Source organism: Shewanella sp. LZH-2, from assembly GCF_016859145.1.
GTDB lineage: Bacteria > Pseudomonadota > Gammaproteobacteria > Enterobacterales > Shewanellaceae > Shewanella > Shewanella xiamenensis.
The window spans coordinates 3,190,342-3,207,083 of sequence record NZ_CP069350.1; the positions used below are offsets into that span (position 1 = coordinate 3,190,342).

Annotated in this window: 15 protein-coding genes, 1 other RNA gene and 1 pseudogene; 11 read left to right on the forward strand and 6 right to left on the reverse strand. The window is 39.3% G+C overall.

The genetic code is table 11. The features are described 5' to 3' along the window. The first annotated feature begins 153 nt into the window (after positions 1–153). The 7 genes from smpB (at position 154) to JM642_RS14055 (ending at position 7,303) form a co-directional block, all read left to right on the forward strand. Entirely contained in the window at positions 154–645 is a 492-nt protein-coding gene (gene smpB / locus JM642_RS14025) for an SsrA-binding protein SmpB (protein WP_011071661.1), read from the forward strand. A gap of 72 nt (positions 646–717) precedes the next feature. Further along, positions 718–1,072, forward strand: a transfer-messenger RNA (tmRNA) gene (gene ssrA / locus JM642_RS14030). Between the two features lie 267 nt (positions 1,073–1,339). Continuing rightward, on the forward strand, positions 1,340–2,587 hold the full coding sequence (locus JM642_RS14035) for an integrase domain-containing protein (RefSeq protein WP_172588347.1): 1,248 nt from the start codon (positions 1,340–1,342) through the stop codon (positions 2,585–2,587). A gap of 756 nt (positions 2,588–3,343) precedes the next feature. Continuing rightward, complete coding sequence (locus JM642_RS14040; protein ID WP_144345612.1) at positions 3,344–4,573, forward strand: ankyrin repeat domain-containing protein; 1,230 nt, start codon at positions 3,344–3,346, stop codon at positions 4,571–4,573. Further along, positions 4,570–5,478: a radical SAM protein gene (locus JM642_RS14045; protein WP_203432015.1), complete on the forward strand. Its 909-nt coding sequence runs from the start codon at positions 4,570–4,572 to the stop codon at positions 5,476–5,478. Before JM642_RS14040 ends, JM642_RS14045 begins: the two co-directional genes overlap by 4 nt. Then, a complete protein-coding gene (locus JM642_RS14050; protein ID WP_144345614.1) occupies positions 5,475–6,737 on the forward strand; it encodes an HAD hydrolase family protein in 1,263 nt (420 codons plus the stop codon). The genes JM642_RS14045 and JM642_RS14050 overlap by 4 nt, the downstream gene beginning before the upstream one ends. Positions 6,738–6,739: 2 nt before the next feature. Further along, a complete protein-coding gene (locus JM642_RS14055) occupies positions 6,740–7,303 on the forward strand; it encodes a uracil phosphoribosyltransferase (RefSeq protein ID WP_144345615.1) in 564 nt (187 codons plus the stop codon). Positions 7,304–7,685: 382 nt separating this feature from the next. On the opposite strand, the gene JM642_RS14060 is transcribed toward JM642_RS14055, so the two are convergent. The 3 genes from JM642_RS14060 to JM642_RS14070 form a co-directional block, all read right to left on the reverse strand. Then, positions 7,686–8,075 (reverse strand): H-NS family nucleoid-associated regulatory protein, encoded by a 390-nt coding sequence (locus JM642_RS14060; RefSeq protein ID WP_203432016.1) that lies wholly within the window; start codon positions 8,073–8,075, stop codon positions 7,686–7,688. A gap of 708 nt (positions 8,076–8,783) precedes the next feature. Then, on the reverse strand, positions 8,784–9,971 hold the full coding sequence (locus JM642_RS14065; protein ID WP_203432017.1) for an MFS transporter: 1,188 nt from the start codon (positions 9,969–9,971) through the stop codon (positions 8,784–8,786). Between the two features lie 99 nt (positions 9,972–10,070). Then, positions 10,071–10,760, reverse strand: coding sequence for an SDR family oxidoreductase (locus JM642_RS14070; protein WP_051714071.1), 690 nt, complete (start codon positions 10,758–10,760; stop codon positions 10,071–10,073). A gap of 118 nt (positions 10,761–10,878) precedes the next feature. On the opposite strand from JM642_RS14070, the gene JM642_RS14075 reads away from it, so the two are divergent. After that, entirely contained in the window at positions 10,879–11,802 is a 924-nt protein-coding gene (locus tag JM642_RS14075) for a LysR family transcriptional regulator (RefSeq protein WP_037415847.1), read from the forward strand. Positions 11,803–11,805: 3 nt separating this feature from the next. Here the strand turns inward: JM642_RS14075 and JM642_RS20390 are convergent. Together JM642_RS20390 and JM642_RS14085 are read right to left on the reverse strand one after the other, a co-directional pair. Beyond that, positions 11,806–11,990, reverse strand: a pseudogene (locus JM642_RS20390) (hypothetical protein); the annotation flags it as partial. 677 nt (positions 11,991–12,667) lie between these two features. Beyond that, positions 12,668–13,570 carry a LysR substrate-binding domain-containing protein gene (locus JM642_RS14085; protein WP_203432018.1) on the reverse strand — a complete coding sequence of 301 codons (903 nt, stop codon included), beginning with the start codon at positions 13,568–13,570 and terminating at the stop codon, positions 12,668–12,670. Positions 13,571–13,688: 118 nt separating this feature from the next. Between JM642_RS14085 and JM642_RS14090 the strand changes: the two genes are divergently transcribed. Next, positions 13,689–15,458 carry a flavocytochrome c gene (locus tag JM642_RS14090; protein ID WP_203432019.1) on the forward strand — a complete coding sequence of 590 codons (1,770 nt, stop codon included), beginning with the start codon at positions 13,689–13,691 and terminating at the stop codon, positions 15,456–15,458. A gap of 137 nt (positions 15,459–15,595) precedes the next feature. Here the strand turns inward: JM642_RS14090 and JM642_RS14095 are convergent, their stop codons facing one another. Beyond that, the gene (locus JM642_RS14095) at positions 15,596–15,853 is read right to left on the reverse strand and encodes a helix-turn-helix transcriptional regulator (protein ID WP_203432020.1); all 258 of its coding nucleotides are present in this window, start codon (positions 15,851–15,853) and stop codon (positions 15,596–15,598) included. A 194-nt stretch (positions 15,854–16,047) separates the two neighbouring features. Between JM642_RS14095 and JM642_RS14100 the strand changes: the two genes are divergently transcribed. Both JM642_RS14100 and JM642_RS14105 read left to right on the forward strand, forming a co-directional pair. Beyond that, positions 16,048–16,239 carry a hypothetical protein gene (locus tag JM642_RS14100; RefSeq protein WP_203432021.1) on the forward strand — a complete coding sequence of 64 codons (192 nt, stop codon included), beginning with the start codon at positions 16,048–16,050 and terminating at the stop codon, positions 16,237–16,239. A gap of 124 nt (positions 16,240–16,363) precedes the next feature. Beyond that, positions 16,364–16,684 (forward strand): hypothetical protein, encoded by a 321-nt coding sequence (locus tag JM642_RS14105; RefSeq protein ID WP_144375450.1) that lies wholly within the window; start codon positions 16,364–16,366, stop codon positions 16,682–16,684. Positions 16,685–16,742: the final 58 nt, after the last annotated feature.

Below are 16,742 nucleotides of genomic sequence, written 5' to 3' on the forward strand. Positions count from 1 at the left end.
GATACTTAAAAAACGCACCCCTCACACATCCCTATGATGACACAGTCAAAACCGTATAAAAAACCAGCAACAAACTAATGAGGGCTTGAAATAGCTCAAATAAACCCTTATATCCATTTCAAATTGATTCACCGTGCGTATAATGGCGCCACTATGGTAAAGAAAAACTCAAAAAAAGCCGCGCCTGCGACAATCGCACGTAATAAGCGCGCAACCTTCGAATACCGTTTCGAAGAAAAAATGGAAGCCGGCCTGTCCCTCATGGGATGGGAAGTGAAGTCTATCCGCATGGGCAAAGTGAACCTATCGGACTGCTACGTCTTCTTAAAAAATGGCGAAGCCTTTATGCACGGCTGTACCATTATTCCGCTCAATACCGCTTCAACCCATGTGGTGTGCGACCCTATACGACTCAAAAAATTACTGTTAAGTCGTAAAGAGTTGGACAAATTAGCAGGTTTAGTGGAACGCCAAGGCTACTCGATTATCCCTATCTCCATGTACTGGCGTAAAGGGGCTTGGGTCAAAGTGGAAATCGGCCTAGGTAAAGGTAAAAAAGATCACGACAAGCGTGAAGATACTAAAGCGCGCGAATGGGAAGTCGAAAAAGCCCGCGTAATGAAAAAGGAAAAAACGCGCGGATAATGAACAAACGATTGAACTTGCAGCAAATGATACTAGGTTATCTTTACGCTACGAGTTACAATCAACTTTCTTGGGGGCGATTCTGGATTCGACAGGATTCACGAAACCCTGGGAGCATGCCGAGGGGCGGTTGGCCTCGTTAAAAGCCGCAAAGTTATAGTTGCAAACGACGATAACTACGCTCTAGCCGCTTAATGCCGCTAGCCATCTACCACACGCTTCGCACATGGGCAGTGGATTTGATGGTCATCTCACATCGTGCTAGCGAGGGAACCCTGTCCGGGGGTGAACCGCGAAACAGTACCGGACTCACCGTTTGGGATCCTGTCTTTCGGAGTTCAAACGGTTAAACAATAGAAAGACTAAGCATGTAGCGCCTTGGATGTAGGTTTTCTGGACGCGGGTTCAAGTCCCGCCGCCTCCACCAAATATAAGAACGAAGACGTCTCAGGACGTCTTTTTTCTTGCCTAAAACAATCTAAAATCAATAACTTAGCAAGACAACTTATCCATAGACGTCCAATAATGGTTGGTAACATCCATGCTTTTTAGTAACATCAGAAGTAACACCAGCACTTAACATTAAAGTGCGGTGTTACTAAAATGGTGTTATCTATTTTAGATCAATAAGTTATGTAAATATTGATTTTAGTAACACTGAGTATCAACAAAATACTGGTGCTAAGGTGTTGTTATGGCAAGACTTGCTAAGCCGTTATCTGATACAGAGATCAAAACTGCTAAACCAAAAGATAAGGAGTACAACCTTGCCGATGGTGGCGGACTACAGATCAGAATTAAGCCTAATGGCTCAAAGCTCTGGCTGCTTAACTACTCACATCCAATAACGAAAAAACGCCAAAACCTTAGCCTAGGCTCTTATCCCGATATCTCACTATTATCAGCTCGTAAACTCGCACAAGAAGCTCGAACTCTTATTGCCCATGGCACAGACCCTAAAGCCCATAGAGAAGCTCAGATTGCCGCTAAAGCAGCCATCATAGAACATACTTTTGGTAAAATTGCTGCCGAGTGGTTTGAGCGGAAAAAAGATGAGGTGACAGAAGATCATGCAGCAGCCACTTGGCGCTCTTTTAAGCTGCACTTACTACCCTCACTTAAAGACATCCCAATAAGCCAAATTACTGCACCTATGGTTATTGAATTCTTAAGACCAATAGAAGCCAAAGGAAATTTAGAAACAGTAAAACGACTCACTCAAAGGTTAAACGAAGTGATGATCTATGCAGTAAATACAGGGTTAATACATGCAAATCCCCTATCAGGTATTAAGGCTATTTTCAAAAAACCTCGTAAAGAACACTTAGCAGCCTTGAAGCCAGATGAGCTACCTGAGTTAATGCAAGCTATTGCCAACGCAAGTATTAAAAAAGTGACTCGCTTTTTAATTGAATGGCAACTGCACACTATGACTAGACCAAATGAAGCCGCCGCAGCTCGTTGGGATGAAATCAATTTTGATGAGCGTATTTGGCTTATCCCCGCAGCAAGAATGAAAATGCGCCGAGATCACCAGATCCCACTAACAGAACAAACTTTAGCCCTCCTAGAAGCAATTAAACCTATATCAGGACACAGAGAATATATTTTCCCTGCTGATAGAGATCCAAAAACTCACAGCAATGTACAAACGGCTAATGCTGCATTAAAACGCATGGGCTTAAAAGACAGAACTACAGCGCATGGTTTTAGGTCTCTAGCAAGTACCACACTCAATGAGCAGGGCTTTGATCCTGATGTAATTGAAGCAGCGCTCGCTCACACGGATAAAAACCAAGTACGCAGTGCCTATAACCGAAGTATTTACCTTGAGCGCCGACGAGAAATGATGGCATGGTGGAGTAACTACATAGTGGAAGCCGCTAAAGGGAACGTCAGTCTTGCGCACAATGCTAGAAATTTAAGACTTGTAGCTCAATAAAATAGTTCGTTTTTAAATCACAGCATAAGTAAGGGGCGACCATATGGTCGCCCCTTACTTTTACTTCGAAAAATTATAAATTCCACGGTCAAAGGCTAAGAAATGACCTTTTAAGCAATTTATTTGAAGTGCTTAGTGAGTAGACAAAGAACCACTACAGGTGTACTAACTCATACACAAACTGACAGTTTTTTCCACTCGAAACCACACAACTCACTATGGGACAAAAACCATTTAGATGCTTCGGGCGGAATTTACAATTCAGATAGCTTCTGGTATTCCAAGTAGCAAAACGGCACCATGTCAGGTAATCCCGTTCATGATAGAAAATGGACAGAAACTCGCATCTTCGTTCTGCGATGTCAGGTTCATTTGATGCAGAATTTTCGATAAAGCATGCAAAACACGACTAGCTCTTGATGCGCTTATCCACTAAAGCGAGGTTACAATCGGATTGGACCTGCTGTAACTGAATATTATTCTTCCCAATATTACTTATGTGGTTCCTTCTAGATTGAACCTCTTAACTCTGGATTGTTGAATGCAACACATGGAAGCCTCCAATGGCCTTGTAAAGGCTTACCAGTATCTGTTCGAGATATTTTAGCTATTCAACCTAAAGCGTGTCACGCATAGTTACACGCTGTAATGTATCTATACATCAGTAACTTGCTTCTTGTGCCCATATTAACACCCTGTTATGTTTCGATACACATGAGGCATTGAATGCATAGCCAAAGGATATGAGTGTAAATTATGCTGACAGAACTAATTGGAAAGAACATTAAAACATTTAGAGATGAGCAAAAGCTTTCTCAAAAAGAACTTGCAGAGCAACTTAACGTTGCTAGACCTGTGATATCAAATTGGGAAAACGGGAAAAACGAGCCATCTTCGTCTCAGTTGCTAAAACTATCGAAAATATTCAAAACTTCGACAGATGAGTTGGTCGGAAATACTTCAATCAAGAAAAAGGTTATCGTTGTTGATACTTCAGCATTGATCAAAAGACCATCGATCATTGATGAGCTTGAAGAGTTCTTTGAAGAAGTCGTGATACCAGAAGTAGTCATTTCAGAATTGAATAACCTGAAAGACCGAGGCAACCCTTCTACAAAACAAAAAGCTTGGTTGGTAATGAAATCTATTACCGAGAAAAAAGCAAAATTCTGCATAGAAAGAAGCATTAAAACAGATGGAAACAATGACGAAAAGATCGCTGATGTAGCAATCAAGAGATCGAAAGCTTGCCCTTACGATGATGTGTATTTGCTAAGTGATGATATCTACTTTCAGTTCTTGACTAGAGAACCAAGAAATCTCACAGCAATAACTCCCAATATGTACATAGAGAAGTTCCACACCGCAGACAACGATTATGATGTTGTACGGTCTATAGAGTTTGGTTCTTTAGTCAAATTAAAGAGACTTCAACAAGCTATGGATTTCGATATGCAGGGCGTTGATGTCAATTTTCATAGTCCTGATAGTGGCTTAACGCCATTGATTTGTGCTGTAAGAAATCGTGACCTACCGATGATCAAATACCTTCTCACACTAAAAGAAATCAATCTTGATGTGAGGGATAAGCACAAATACCGATTCTCAGCTATCCATCACGCAACACAGATTAAAGAATTGGAAATAATAAAGCTGTTGGTCGAAAACGGGGCTGATCTTGACTATGGGAGTGGAGGTAAGAATGCTGGCAATACACCTCTAATGATTGCTGCGTGGAGCGGATTTTTACAAGCGGCAGATTACTTTTTGTCTCACGATTCCTGTACAAATCAACAAGATAATAACGGTTACACACCTTTGATGAAAGCTTGTATTAAGCACGATATAAAAATGGTCAGAATGCTAATTGAAAGAACTGATTTGATGATTCGGTGTAGAAATAACAAAAGAGCAATTGACTATTTAGATGCTAACAACCCGAAAAGTAGTGATATATTTGAACTGTTTAGAGGAAATTTGAAGTGATTGATCGAGCTTGTATATCTCTTGGAGAACAATGTAACTTAAAATGTGCTTACTGCCATTTTCATAATGAAGATAATGGAAAGTTAAGTGGAATACCACAAGAGTTTACTACTGATGAGCTAATAAAAATAGCAAAAAACTTAAATGATTATGCAATAGTTAACAATTTAACCACCTTCAAAATTGGGATAGTTGGTTCTGGTGAGCCTATTTTACAGTATAGAAAAATTGTTGGTCTTATCGAGTATGTAAAGAATAATAATCTTGATAGATTAGCATTTTATACCATTACAAATGGAACTATATTAACAGGAAAGATGTTGGATTTTTTCTTGGAGCACAAAGATTCGATAAAGATGTGCTTCTCATTGGATGGTTATGAAGAGCTTCATAATTTAGGTCGAGAGAAATATAATGTTGTTTTTAGTGGGGTGAAAAAGTATGAGTCTAAATTTGGTCATAAGCCACCTATAAACTGCACAGTGCACAGCCAAACCATTTTGAATAAAGCTAAACTTAGAACATACCTTGAAGATAATAATTTTAAGGATGTAACATTCTCACGTCTATTTGATTCTCATGATCAAAGTATGACAATATCAAAGGACGAATATCAATCTTTGCTTGAAGATTTTAGAGGTAGCCAGTTCGAAGTACGTCAACTTGATGAAAATAATAAAAAGAAATATGACTGTACAATGTATGGCACACTCTGTGGAGTAGGTCGAACCAATATTTTTATCACTAAACGTGGTATCTATCCGTGTGGCAGATTCTATGGAAATGAAGATTACAATTATGGTGCATTCGATATGGACCTTGAAAGTTTAGCGTTTCAAATGGGTAAGATGAAGTCTCTACAGGACGGTGAATGTTACTACGACAAATATGTTGAGGTTAAATGATGAAGTTAGCTATCTATGGGGTGTCTAGATCTGGTAAAGACTATCTAATAAAGAATGTAATAGCCTATTTACAGGAAACTACATTGTTAACAGCTATTCATATTGAGGGTTCAAAGACATTGAATGCCCTTGCTCAAGATATGTTCATACAGCCCTTTAAAAGTCTCGATGAATCAAGAAAAAGAATATTGCGAGAAAAATTTACTGAGATCGTGAATGAAAAAAATTTAGAATACGATCTCGTACTAGTAGATGGTCATTATTCCTTTATAGATGGCGACTTTTACAAAGTAGTCTTCACTGAACAGGATGAAAATGTTTACGATCATTTCTTTTATTTGGATACTCCATCAGAAATTATTGTAGATTTTTCAAGAAAAAGCACAGGAGATAAAAGAAATTTAGATATTACTGTAGAGCAAGTTAGAAATTGGAAGAAATATGAAAAATGTGAATTAAATAAGATATGTAATAGCAACAGAAAAGAGCTGGTGATCTTAGATGAAGATACTAATTCTAGCATTCAATTTATTTATTATTGGTTGGAATCATATTCTTCAAAACTTTGCAATCAAACTTCAGCTCTAAACTTTTATACCAAAAATAAAGAATTACTTGATAAATCAAATCAAATAATCCTTGTTGATTGTGATAAGACAGTTTCAATTAATGATGGGACTTATGATTTTTGTAGGCATTTAGGGATTAAAAAAGAAGAGTTAAAGTCTGTATTTAGAAATGATAGGTATACGTCATACCAATTCTTTAAAGTTTGGAATTTATACAAAAAGAATAGCTCTATTAAAGTGGGAGAAGCAGCAAATCAAACTTTGCAAAAGATAAAGCTGAGCCAGAGTTTATCAAACTATTTTTCGAGTAAGAAAGACTCAATTGTTATCGGTGTTACGTCAGGTGTAATCGAAATCTGGAGTCTAGTTAACGAAAAATATCAAATTTTTGACGTTTTGTTGGGAAACAATTGTAAATCAGAAATTGAGTATCTTGTTACTCCATTGTTCAAGAAAGAAATAGCGAATCTACTAATGGACAAAGGAAAACACGTTGTGGCTATTGGTGATTCGATGATTGACATACCAATGTTAGAAGCAGCAAATAAAGGGTATTTGGTTGCTCACGAAAAGTTAAACAAAGCAGTGGAGTCTTACTTAGCTGAATCGATGTGTACAAATATCGAAAAAATGTTTGAAGTTGGGGTGTCTTATGACCTCAAAAAATGCTGTGAACTAGAAGAAGTATAATTATGTATGTATTAAATGAAAGCTGCCATAATAATAATGTTAAACAATTAATTGAGATTTGTAAAAGCAGCTCAATGTCGATGGGCTACAAACTTCGAACCGCACATTATCAGTTAGGAGAGATCATTGCTGAACCAATATCAAAATCTTCAAATCAGCATAAAAACTATGTTGTATTGATTTTGATGCGGGCTGGTTTGTGTTTTGGCAATGGTATTGCAGACAAGCTTGAACAGCTAGGTAGCAATATATCAATAATTTTCGTCAATGATGATAAGGTTTCTAACGAAGACCTAGAAATTGTTAAAGACAAAGACATTATCATTGTTGATGCAGTAATAAATTCGGGTAAAAGTGTTTTTAGTTTGATTGACCAACTACCAAATGCTAACTCTGTAAAACTTGCTACAACAGTGATCCCAAGTTCTTCGACTGAGCTACTTGAGAGCTATGATTTATATACTGTACGAGTATCAAATAACCAGTACGAAGGAGCAAAGGTTCAGGTCATTTCGGATGGTAAGGGACCCGATACTGGTGACAGATTGTTTAGTACATACAAATAAGGATATTGTCTTGGTAAATAACTAAAGTAAGTGAGCAATGATCTCAATTAGTGTACTGTAACAAGATCTATTTTTGCCTGACTTACCCGTAGAAATTCAGACCTTATCTGAGATGAACGCCTTAGAGCCGACCTCGAAGACATTCATTAACTATTAGTGAGGTTTTACTGTCAGCAAACTTGCATAACGATGCAGATTAAATTACTGGTCGAGAACACCCTCTATACTCAATTTCGGTAGATTCCGTGCAATGCATTATTGGTGCCTGCTATAACGTCACGTATTGCAGACTCCAAAGCGTCATAATTTGCAGAGTAACTGCTCTAACTAGGAATGGGGCAGAACAAACTTTCATTAGTCTGTTCTGCTATAGGTGGAGAATTTAGATCAAAAAGTCTTCGATTGAGCGGCCATTTTCAATTTGTTGTTTGAAAACAGTTGGCATTCTACCTTGCCCTGTCCAAGTGACAGTTTCACCTTCAACTACGATTGAATATTTAGCTGGACGTGGTGCTCTTGCGCTTTTTACTTTAGCAGTAACACCGCCAAGATCATCAAGTGATAAACCAGCTGATTCAATCATTTTCTGAAGTTCTGCAATTTTAGCGATACGCTCAGCATTTGCTTCAGCTTCAGCATTCGCTTCTTCTTCTCTTTCCGCAACGATCTTGCCTAACTTTTCATACACATCTTTTAGCTCTGCCACAGATAACTCTTTAACTGAAGCTTTTAAACGACGAGCATGAGTTAAGATCTCTATAAATTCAGACATTGTATTCCCTTAATAAATTTGTATAGAAACAATATAACTGATTTTCTGTTTGTAATGAATACACGTAGAGTTTCAATTTAATCGTTATTAACATGCAAAAATCACGTGTTTACGTGCATATTTGAGGTGCTTCATCAGCAATTGACTGCAAACAGCTGTTTAGATGCTGTTATGAATATGAAATTGCATAAATAATCACAAATTAGATGAATGAGCTAGAGATCTGTAGATAGCATGATGTTCAGCTATCGTAAGCATTCACGCACAACGATGCCCGTTCGTCACTGAATATATCGCTTAGCAATACTTTTCATGTGAGTCACCTTTTGATGTACTTACAAATTGGCAAAAAGTCTATGTATGAATAACGTACAAGTTAAACACGTTGTGAAACAGATAACGGAAAGTTCAAAAATATTAATTACTAATGCAGGAAAATCTTTGAGATTAAACGTTATGATAGCCTATGCATGCCATTTTTAAGCCGCTGCAACCACATCTCTATCATCCATATCTGGCAATGTTAATCCTTTAATTAACGGCATATCCTCTAGGATGAGATCGTGAATACAAATTAAACAAGATAGCCGATAGATTATTCTATCTTGCTGAATCACAAAGGTCAGCTACATTTGAGCCTAAAATAAAAATGCTCAATGAGTTACATTGAGCATTTTGGCTAAAATAAATGGCAGCCTATATCAGAATTTAAACACAAGGCACAGCGACAGTATTCGCGGCACGTGTCTCACGTTTGTTTACTATTGAAATAAACGCTAAACCAAGTACAGGGATAATTACTGCTGCATAAGGGATCATGCCTGCGCCCATCTGACTATCCAGCACCATCCCCCCTAAGAATCCACCAAACGCATTAGCTAGGTTAAAGGCTGAAATATTAGCGGTTGCTGCCAACTCTTGCCCTTCACCACCATGATTCATTACCCGTAACTGCATCGCTGGAACATTAGCAAACGAAGCGACACCAAAGACAAAAACGGCAATAACAAACATCACTTGACTATCCAGCGCGAAACCAACCAGTAGCAGCGACACAATCATGGCTATCGCCCAAAACATCGACGCTTTCTGCAAGTCTTTATCCGATGAGCGCCCGCCTAAAGTGTTACCCAATATCAAACCTAAGCCGACGATAACTAAAATCCACGTTACAGCATGTTCACTAAAACCCGTAATGTGCATCGCAATTGGCGCAATATAACCGTAAACGGTCATAAAACCGGACCAAGCAAACACAGTGATAGCAAGACTAATCAATAACATAGGGTTTTTAAATGCTCGCAGCTGAGCTGAAACATTTTTCGCTTCACTATGGCCGGTCGCATTAATAAACTTGAAGATAGACACGATTGAGATAACGCCCAATAAAGCGACTGTGATAAAGGTGGTTTGCCAACCAAATTGCAGGCCAATCCAAGTGCCACCTGGTACGCCCAATACGTTCGCTAAGGTTAAGCCCGCAAACATCTGACCCACAGCACGTCCGGCCATTTTATCTGATACCAAACTGGTCGCCACTACGGCACCTATGCCATAAAATGGACCTTGAACTAAGCCAGTAATCACTCGGCTAATCATCAGCAAGGTGTAATTGGGGGCAAATGCCGACAGTAAATTACCCAAGATAAACAGCACCATTAAGCTGGTCAGTACGGTTTTTTTATTGAACCGCGCTAAGTAAATCGTGAGGATAGGACCACCAAACACAATTGCCAATGCATAGGCGCTAATCAAATACCCTGCCTGACCTTCACTAATCGACAAAGACATTGCAATTTGTGGCAGGATACCCGCTATCACAAACTCTGCGGTGCCAATTGCAAACGCTGCCAGCGTTAGTATCCACACTTGTAACGGCATTTTTTCCTTGTTCATTGTAATCTCGCTTATTTCAAATTTTGTGTAGGAAGCATACCGGCGATGTGTTATCAGCTCGGTGCAATAATGGGTATAAAGCACGATTTATTCAGCGCATTAACTAATCAGCGCACCACCATCAACATCAATAATGGCGCCAGTCATAAAGCTGTTATTCATGGCAAGGTAATAGGCCATAGCGATATCTCTCGGCTCACCCACTTTTGCCACAGGCAATGTGGCTTTGGCTTGTTCGTACATCGCCGTTTGCGCAGGCATTGACCCAGTTCTTGTTAATCCAGGGCTAACAGCGTTGACTCTAATGGGGGCAAGCTCTTTAGCGAGCACCTTAGTAAAGGCTTCTAAGGCGGCGTTCATTGTGCTTTTAACATAGGTATTAGCGACCACTTTTCGTGACAGCATCCCAGTGGTTAGCGTGATCGAACCACCTTGTTTAATGTAACGAACCGCCTGTTTTGTAGCATTGATTGAGCCCCAAAACTTAGTATCAAAAGCCGCTTTAGCTTGTTGAAAATCGACATCAACGACCTTGCCAGCAGGCGCAGAAGAACCCGCGGTGATCACTAAGTGATCGAACGCACCAATGGATTCAAAAAATCGATTTACCGATTGTTCGTCCGCCACATCTACGCCTGTTTGGCGACTGGCGACATGGACAATCTGGTTGTCTATCGTTAGCTGCCTAGCAAGTGCAGCCCCTATTCCTGATGTTCCGCCGATGATGACAATCACAGCTTTATCGCTATTGCTCTGATTGCTAATTTGATTACTGATGTGGCTGCTCATATGACTGCTCTCTGCACTGCTGATGGATTAGTGGAGCCAGTATATTCATTCGACAAATTCTGATAATTGATTAATATACGAATTCATTATTCAGCCCAGACAAATAATAGAAGTGAAAATGGATAAATTTTCAGATATGGCGCTGTTTATCAGCATAGTGAAACATCAAGGGTTGGCAGCGGCGGGCCGAGAGCTCGGACTTTCTCCAGCGACCGTCACGGCTCGCTTACAAGCACTTGAAGATCGCTACGGGGTTAAGCTGCTTAATCGAAGTACTCGACATCTGTCACTCACAGACTCAGGGGCCCTGTATCACCAAGCATGCTTGGGGATTATCGAAAATGTAAAAGAAACCGAAAATTTGCTACTGAATGGGGTAAAAGAGGTCAAAGGCACCTTAAAAATTGCTGCGCCAAAAGATATAGGCAAACAATATATACTGCCGATTTTGTCCGCCTTCACTGACCGCTACCCCGATATCGTTCCCTATCTGTACCTTAATGATAATCTGTCTAATATTGCCGAATCGGGCATAGATGTCGTTATTCGCTACGGTGATTTAACTGACAGTAATCTGATTTTAAGGCGGCTAGCGCGGAGTCGACGGGTGCTGTGCGCATCCCCAGAATACCTTGCGCGGAAAGGTACACCCGTTAAACCGCAAGACCTCAACCATCATGATTGCCTCGCTATGCTGCGCAGTAACGAAGAGCTCAAAACTTGGCACTTTCAAGACCAAGAAGGCCGCAACTCAGTTACTGTCACCCCAAAACGGTTTTCTGATGATGGCGAAGTGATCCGTTGCTGGGCATTAGAAGGCGCGGGGATCGCGTTAAAATCACTGCTCGATGTGCAAAATGACATTAATCAGCAACGCCTAGTAACAGTATTAAATGGCTATATGAAAAACTTTAATAGCTCGACCACAGTCTCAAGTGCTGACCTCAACGTGGTATACATTAGCCGCCAATATCAGCCCAAACGACTGCGATTATTTTTAGATTTTCTGTTCGAACAATTTGAAAAGCAGCTGGAGCATTAATCGCTAAACGTCTATCAAACGGGGGCAACTGCATCTGGTAAGACCTAAGAAAATTAGACACTTTCTTAAATTCTCAAAATACTGCTGCTCATACTCTGTTGGCGACACTCACCATTGTTAGTGTGGCTATTTTCGGGATTGTAGAACATTTCGATGTATTGAAACATCGTCTGTCTTGCTTCATCCCTAAGTGAGCAATGGCACCACTTATTTTAGTTTTTAAGGCAATTTTGACAGTCTAAACGTGTTAATAGATATAAGCATTATGCGAGCAAGAAAGTGGCACCTGAGCCTACTGAAATAGCGAAAACCATGTAACGCCCGCAGGGGCATGGCGAAAATAGCTTAATCATGAGTGTGGTGGCGATGGATAGCCTCTGACTAAACAATCGTCGGCGACCTTTCCTGCCTTGCTCTACTTTAGCTTGCCAGATGGCGTTGATTTTCTCATCAATCCAGAAGATAAGCGAACTACGGTTGGTTATATTGTTCCCAATTAGTTGTTTTATTGCGGGGTTCAGGCACGGTTAGTCTGTAAATGATGCCATTCTGGTTGCCGACAAAAAAGTTCAGCCATGTTTGGAAACAAAAACCTACGAATCATTAACAGTTATTTACATTAACCATATTATTAATTTAAAGTTTCAGTATGTTACTTAACTTATACCCGCTTGCGTCTTCTCGGCCCAATGGACATGGTGATAGATTTTCTAAAAACTTTCGATTAAAAACATATGATTACCCACTCTTTTGAAAAGTTCTTTTTTGCGAAGTACATTAAACATTAGATCAAGTTTGATCACGCTTATATGCAAAATATCTTAGAGTTCTAATCTCAAAAATAACAAAATTATGACATCAAAAATTATTGAGCCTTAACTGATTTAGCGAAATCTAAAATTGTTTGATATAGCTTAAATGTTGATTCATCCTGCATATGCTCATAAGTGCTAACAAGATGATACGCGGGAGATTTATGTTTTGGCATATATATATCGAATGGCTTAATCAAACGTCCATTAGCCAACTCTTTTGAGACTAGAATTCGATTCACATAAGCAATACCAGCACCTTGAATTGCAGCTTCTATTGCTTGAATAGAGTTTTGAAAGATAAGTTTACTCTGGCTCGATTTTCGCTCTACTCCAAAATACTGCATGACAATATCCCATTGAACTAAACGGTTGTTGGTAAAAATCAAAGTATGTTTATCGACAATCTCCTGATTAAAGCTAAGAACATCAGAATTAAAATAATTAGGATGGCATACCGGAATCATTTCTTCATGAAATAAAAAAACTGAGTAGAGATTATCCCAAGAGTCGTAGCCATAACGTATTGCCAGATCTAAATCACACTTAGAAAATTCAAGGTAATCTAATGTATCAATAAATTCAACACTACGATTAAGCTCTTTTAGCTTGTTATCTACTAACCTTGGTAGAAGCCAATTCTTTAATAATGATGGAGGTATAGCTATTTTGATTTTTGGCTTACTCCCTTCAATACCCAGGTCAACCGTAGCTTCTTCCATATTTTGCAAAATCAAGGATATTCTAGAATAATATCTTAAACCACAATAGGTTAGAGTAATCTTCCTACTACCTCTTTCAAATACTTTTTTACCAATAAAATCTTCTAATGTACTTATCTGATGGCTAATTGCACCAGGCGTAACATTCAGTTCCATTGCGGCAAGTTTAAAACTTTGCAATCTAGCAGCGGCCTCAAAATAAATAATCGATTTTATCGGAGGTATAACTCTCATGCCATTTCCTTGTGTTAAGTGAATTTTTCTATTCTGACAAATTAATTTTTTTGCTTTGTCAACATGCAACTCTGCAGCAATGATAAAAATGAATTAAAACACTAGAGAGGTAAGAGTAATGTTTAACACCAAGTTATTACCGTTAGCTATATCTGCTTTTTTTATATCAACATTTAGTTATGGTCAAACATTATCAGAATTCCATATTGATAATGGCAATAATTGCCAATCATGTCACACAAAGCCTATAAAGGTTGATGATGCAGAAAGTTATGAAAATAAGTCCTGTGAAAATTGTCATGATACTATGGATAAATTAGCTACTAAATCAAAAACAAAACTATCCCCACACCATAGCCACCTTATTGATGTGTCATGTACTAGTTGCCACTCAGGCCATAAACAACCGGTATTCGTCTGCCAAACTTGTCACGACTCTTTTAAAAATGAGTTCAAAATCCCCTTTTCTGATGACAAGCCCATTCTTGATAGCTATCAATTCCCTAAAGTTACTCAAGAAATGATTGATACAGCCCTTGCAAAAGCTCCAGTTGAACAACACCAAGTTGTTGTTATTGGAGCAGGTGCAGCAGGACATGCTGCGGCTATTTCAGCGAGACAACATGGTGTTGCAGATGTCGTTATTCTTGAAAAGCAACCCTATATAGGAGGGAATAGCATGTTAGCCGCAGGCGGAATGTCTGCCGCAGAAACAATCACACAAGCCCTTAAAAACTATCCTGACAGTAAGGCACTGTGGTACGAAGATACAATGAAAGGTGGACATAACATAAACAACCCCGATCTCGTTAAAATCTTGACAGAAAACGGCAGCGCTGGGATTGATTGGCTACAAGCAATGGGAGCAGATTTAACGTCTGCATCAAGTGCTGGAGGGCATAATGCTGAGCGTTTACATAGGCCTACAGGTGGGGCGAAATCAGGTCCTGAAATCGTTAACACCCTAAAGGAAACAGCAAAGAAACTCGGGATTGAAACGCGTACAAATAGTAAAGTCATCCAGCTAGTACAAGATAAACAAGGGGTTGTCACTGGCGTCCTTGTTCAAGGAAAACACTCGAAACTACATATACTTGGAGCTAAAGCAGTCATTATTGCTTCAGGCGGTTTTGCTCGAAATAATGAACTAGTGGCAAAATATCGCCCAGATTTGAAAGGAGTCGATGCAACAAACAATCCAGGTAACGTAGGAGATGCGCTAACTTTTGCCCCCAAAGCAGGTGCAGAGGTTGTTGATATAAAAGAAATTCAAGCCTTTCCAACGGCAGCAGCAGGGAAAATGGTTATTTCAGGGACTGCACGAGGTGCCGGAGCAATCATGTTAAATAATGATGGTGACCGGTTCTGTGATGAAATGGGGCCAAGAGATAAGGTGTCTGAATGTATTTGGGCACAAGAAGGTAAGGATGCTTGGTTAGTTTTTGATGAAACCGTCTTGGATAGACTAGGCCAACTACGTGGAATGTTGGATTTAGGTATTATTTTTAAAGGCAACTCAGCAGATGAAATAGCTAAAGCAACTAAAATGAATGCTCAAAAATTTGACCACGCAATTAAACGTTATAACGATTTTAAAATGAAGGGAAAAGATGCAGACTTTGGCCGTAAAAATATGGCAGATGATCTTCAATACCCAATTTATGCGGTCAAAATTAAACCCGCCGTCCATCACACCATGGGAGGCTTAAAAATTAACGCGAAAACTGAAGTCATCGATCACAATGGCTTACCAATAAAAGGTCTCTTTGCTGCGGGAGAAGTGACAGGAGGAGTTCATGGTGCAAATAGATTGGCAGGGAATGCAATTGCTGACACCATAGTATTTGGACGAATAGCAGGTGAGCAAGTAGCCAATTCGATTAAGTAATCAACCTTGTTTTAATGCCCCCTTCTCTTAGAAGGGGGTTATTGTCCTTATACCTTCCTATTTCTCGAATATAGCTTCAGATCTAGATTTAAGTAGACCATAACTACCATCAGACTTAGGTAGTAAGTTTTTTATTTTTAATCTTCTCTTCTAGTGCCATAAAGCCTTTCAGCCGTAATCCAAAGGTCTGAAGGGTGACAATTTAGCGCTTGGGCAAGTTTCCACACTGAAGCGATAGATGCCTTAGCCACACCACGCTCAACACTTGATACAAATGATCTGGCAAGTTCAGCTTTATCCGCTAGTTCCTCTTGGTTAAACCCCACCTCAACACGACGTAACTTAACCGCTCGGCCGAAGGCCATCCCCATTTTTAACACTTCATCATCATTCACTTGAGAACTCCAGGGCATTGAATACTGGATAATTCTCAAGCACTGGCTATAGACAAACCACACCATAAATGATGCATTTCGACCTGTATAGTTATCATTTTGATATTTAAGGTCTAAAAAATGCTTCTATTGCAAGTAAGCGTCTTTTTAAGACCTGCGATGTCGTTAAACACAATTTTTAAAAGGAGTTATACATGTCTGTCGTAAAAACCATGTCAATCATAGGAATGGTGTTTTTCCCTTTATGCCTCATTCTTGCCTCTGCGTTTGCAGAAGTTGATTTAGAAGCTTCTGCCGGATGGGGGATATTTTCAGCATTATACGGGATTGGATACTCAATCACCGTTTTCGTCCAAAACAAAAAGCTCACTAATAGTGCCACGTAATGATTCATCTACTCCCGTTGAAAAAGCAAAGGGCGTGAGTCTAGAACATTGAAAATCAACAAGGTTTAAAACAAGTTGATAGAGTTCAACGATACTCTGACATACAGTAAAAAGTGTGGTTTATATGATTAAAACATTGGTTATTTTAGCTTTAACTTTGATGATTTTTGGCTGTGGAAACTCGCAGCCTAACATTGAAATTACTTACGAATATCAAACAACATTTGGCTATACGTATCCAAGTATCAACGTCAAAGCGATTAGCGATACTGTAACGATAAACAAAGTCATCATTAACAGGGGAAATTGTGGCGGCACCGTAATGTCGGGACTCCCTAAATTACTTAAATTTGGAGAATCGATTTCAGTGATAGCCAATGGTGATTGTGATGTAAAACAAGTCGATGTGCTTACCGATGATGGCGATTGGTCTGTTACTTTTTGATTTGGATTATAAAAATGCATTACAACACCATATGCCCCCCCGTAAGAGCATTTACTAA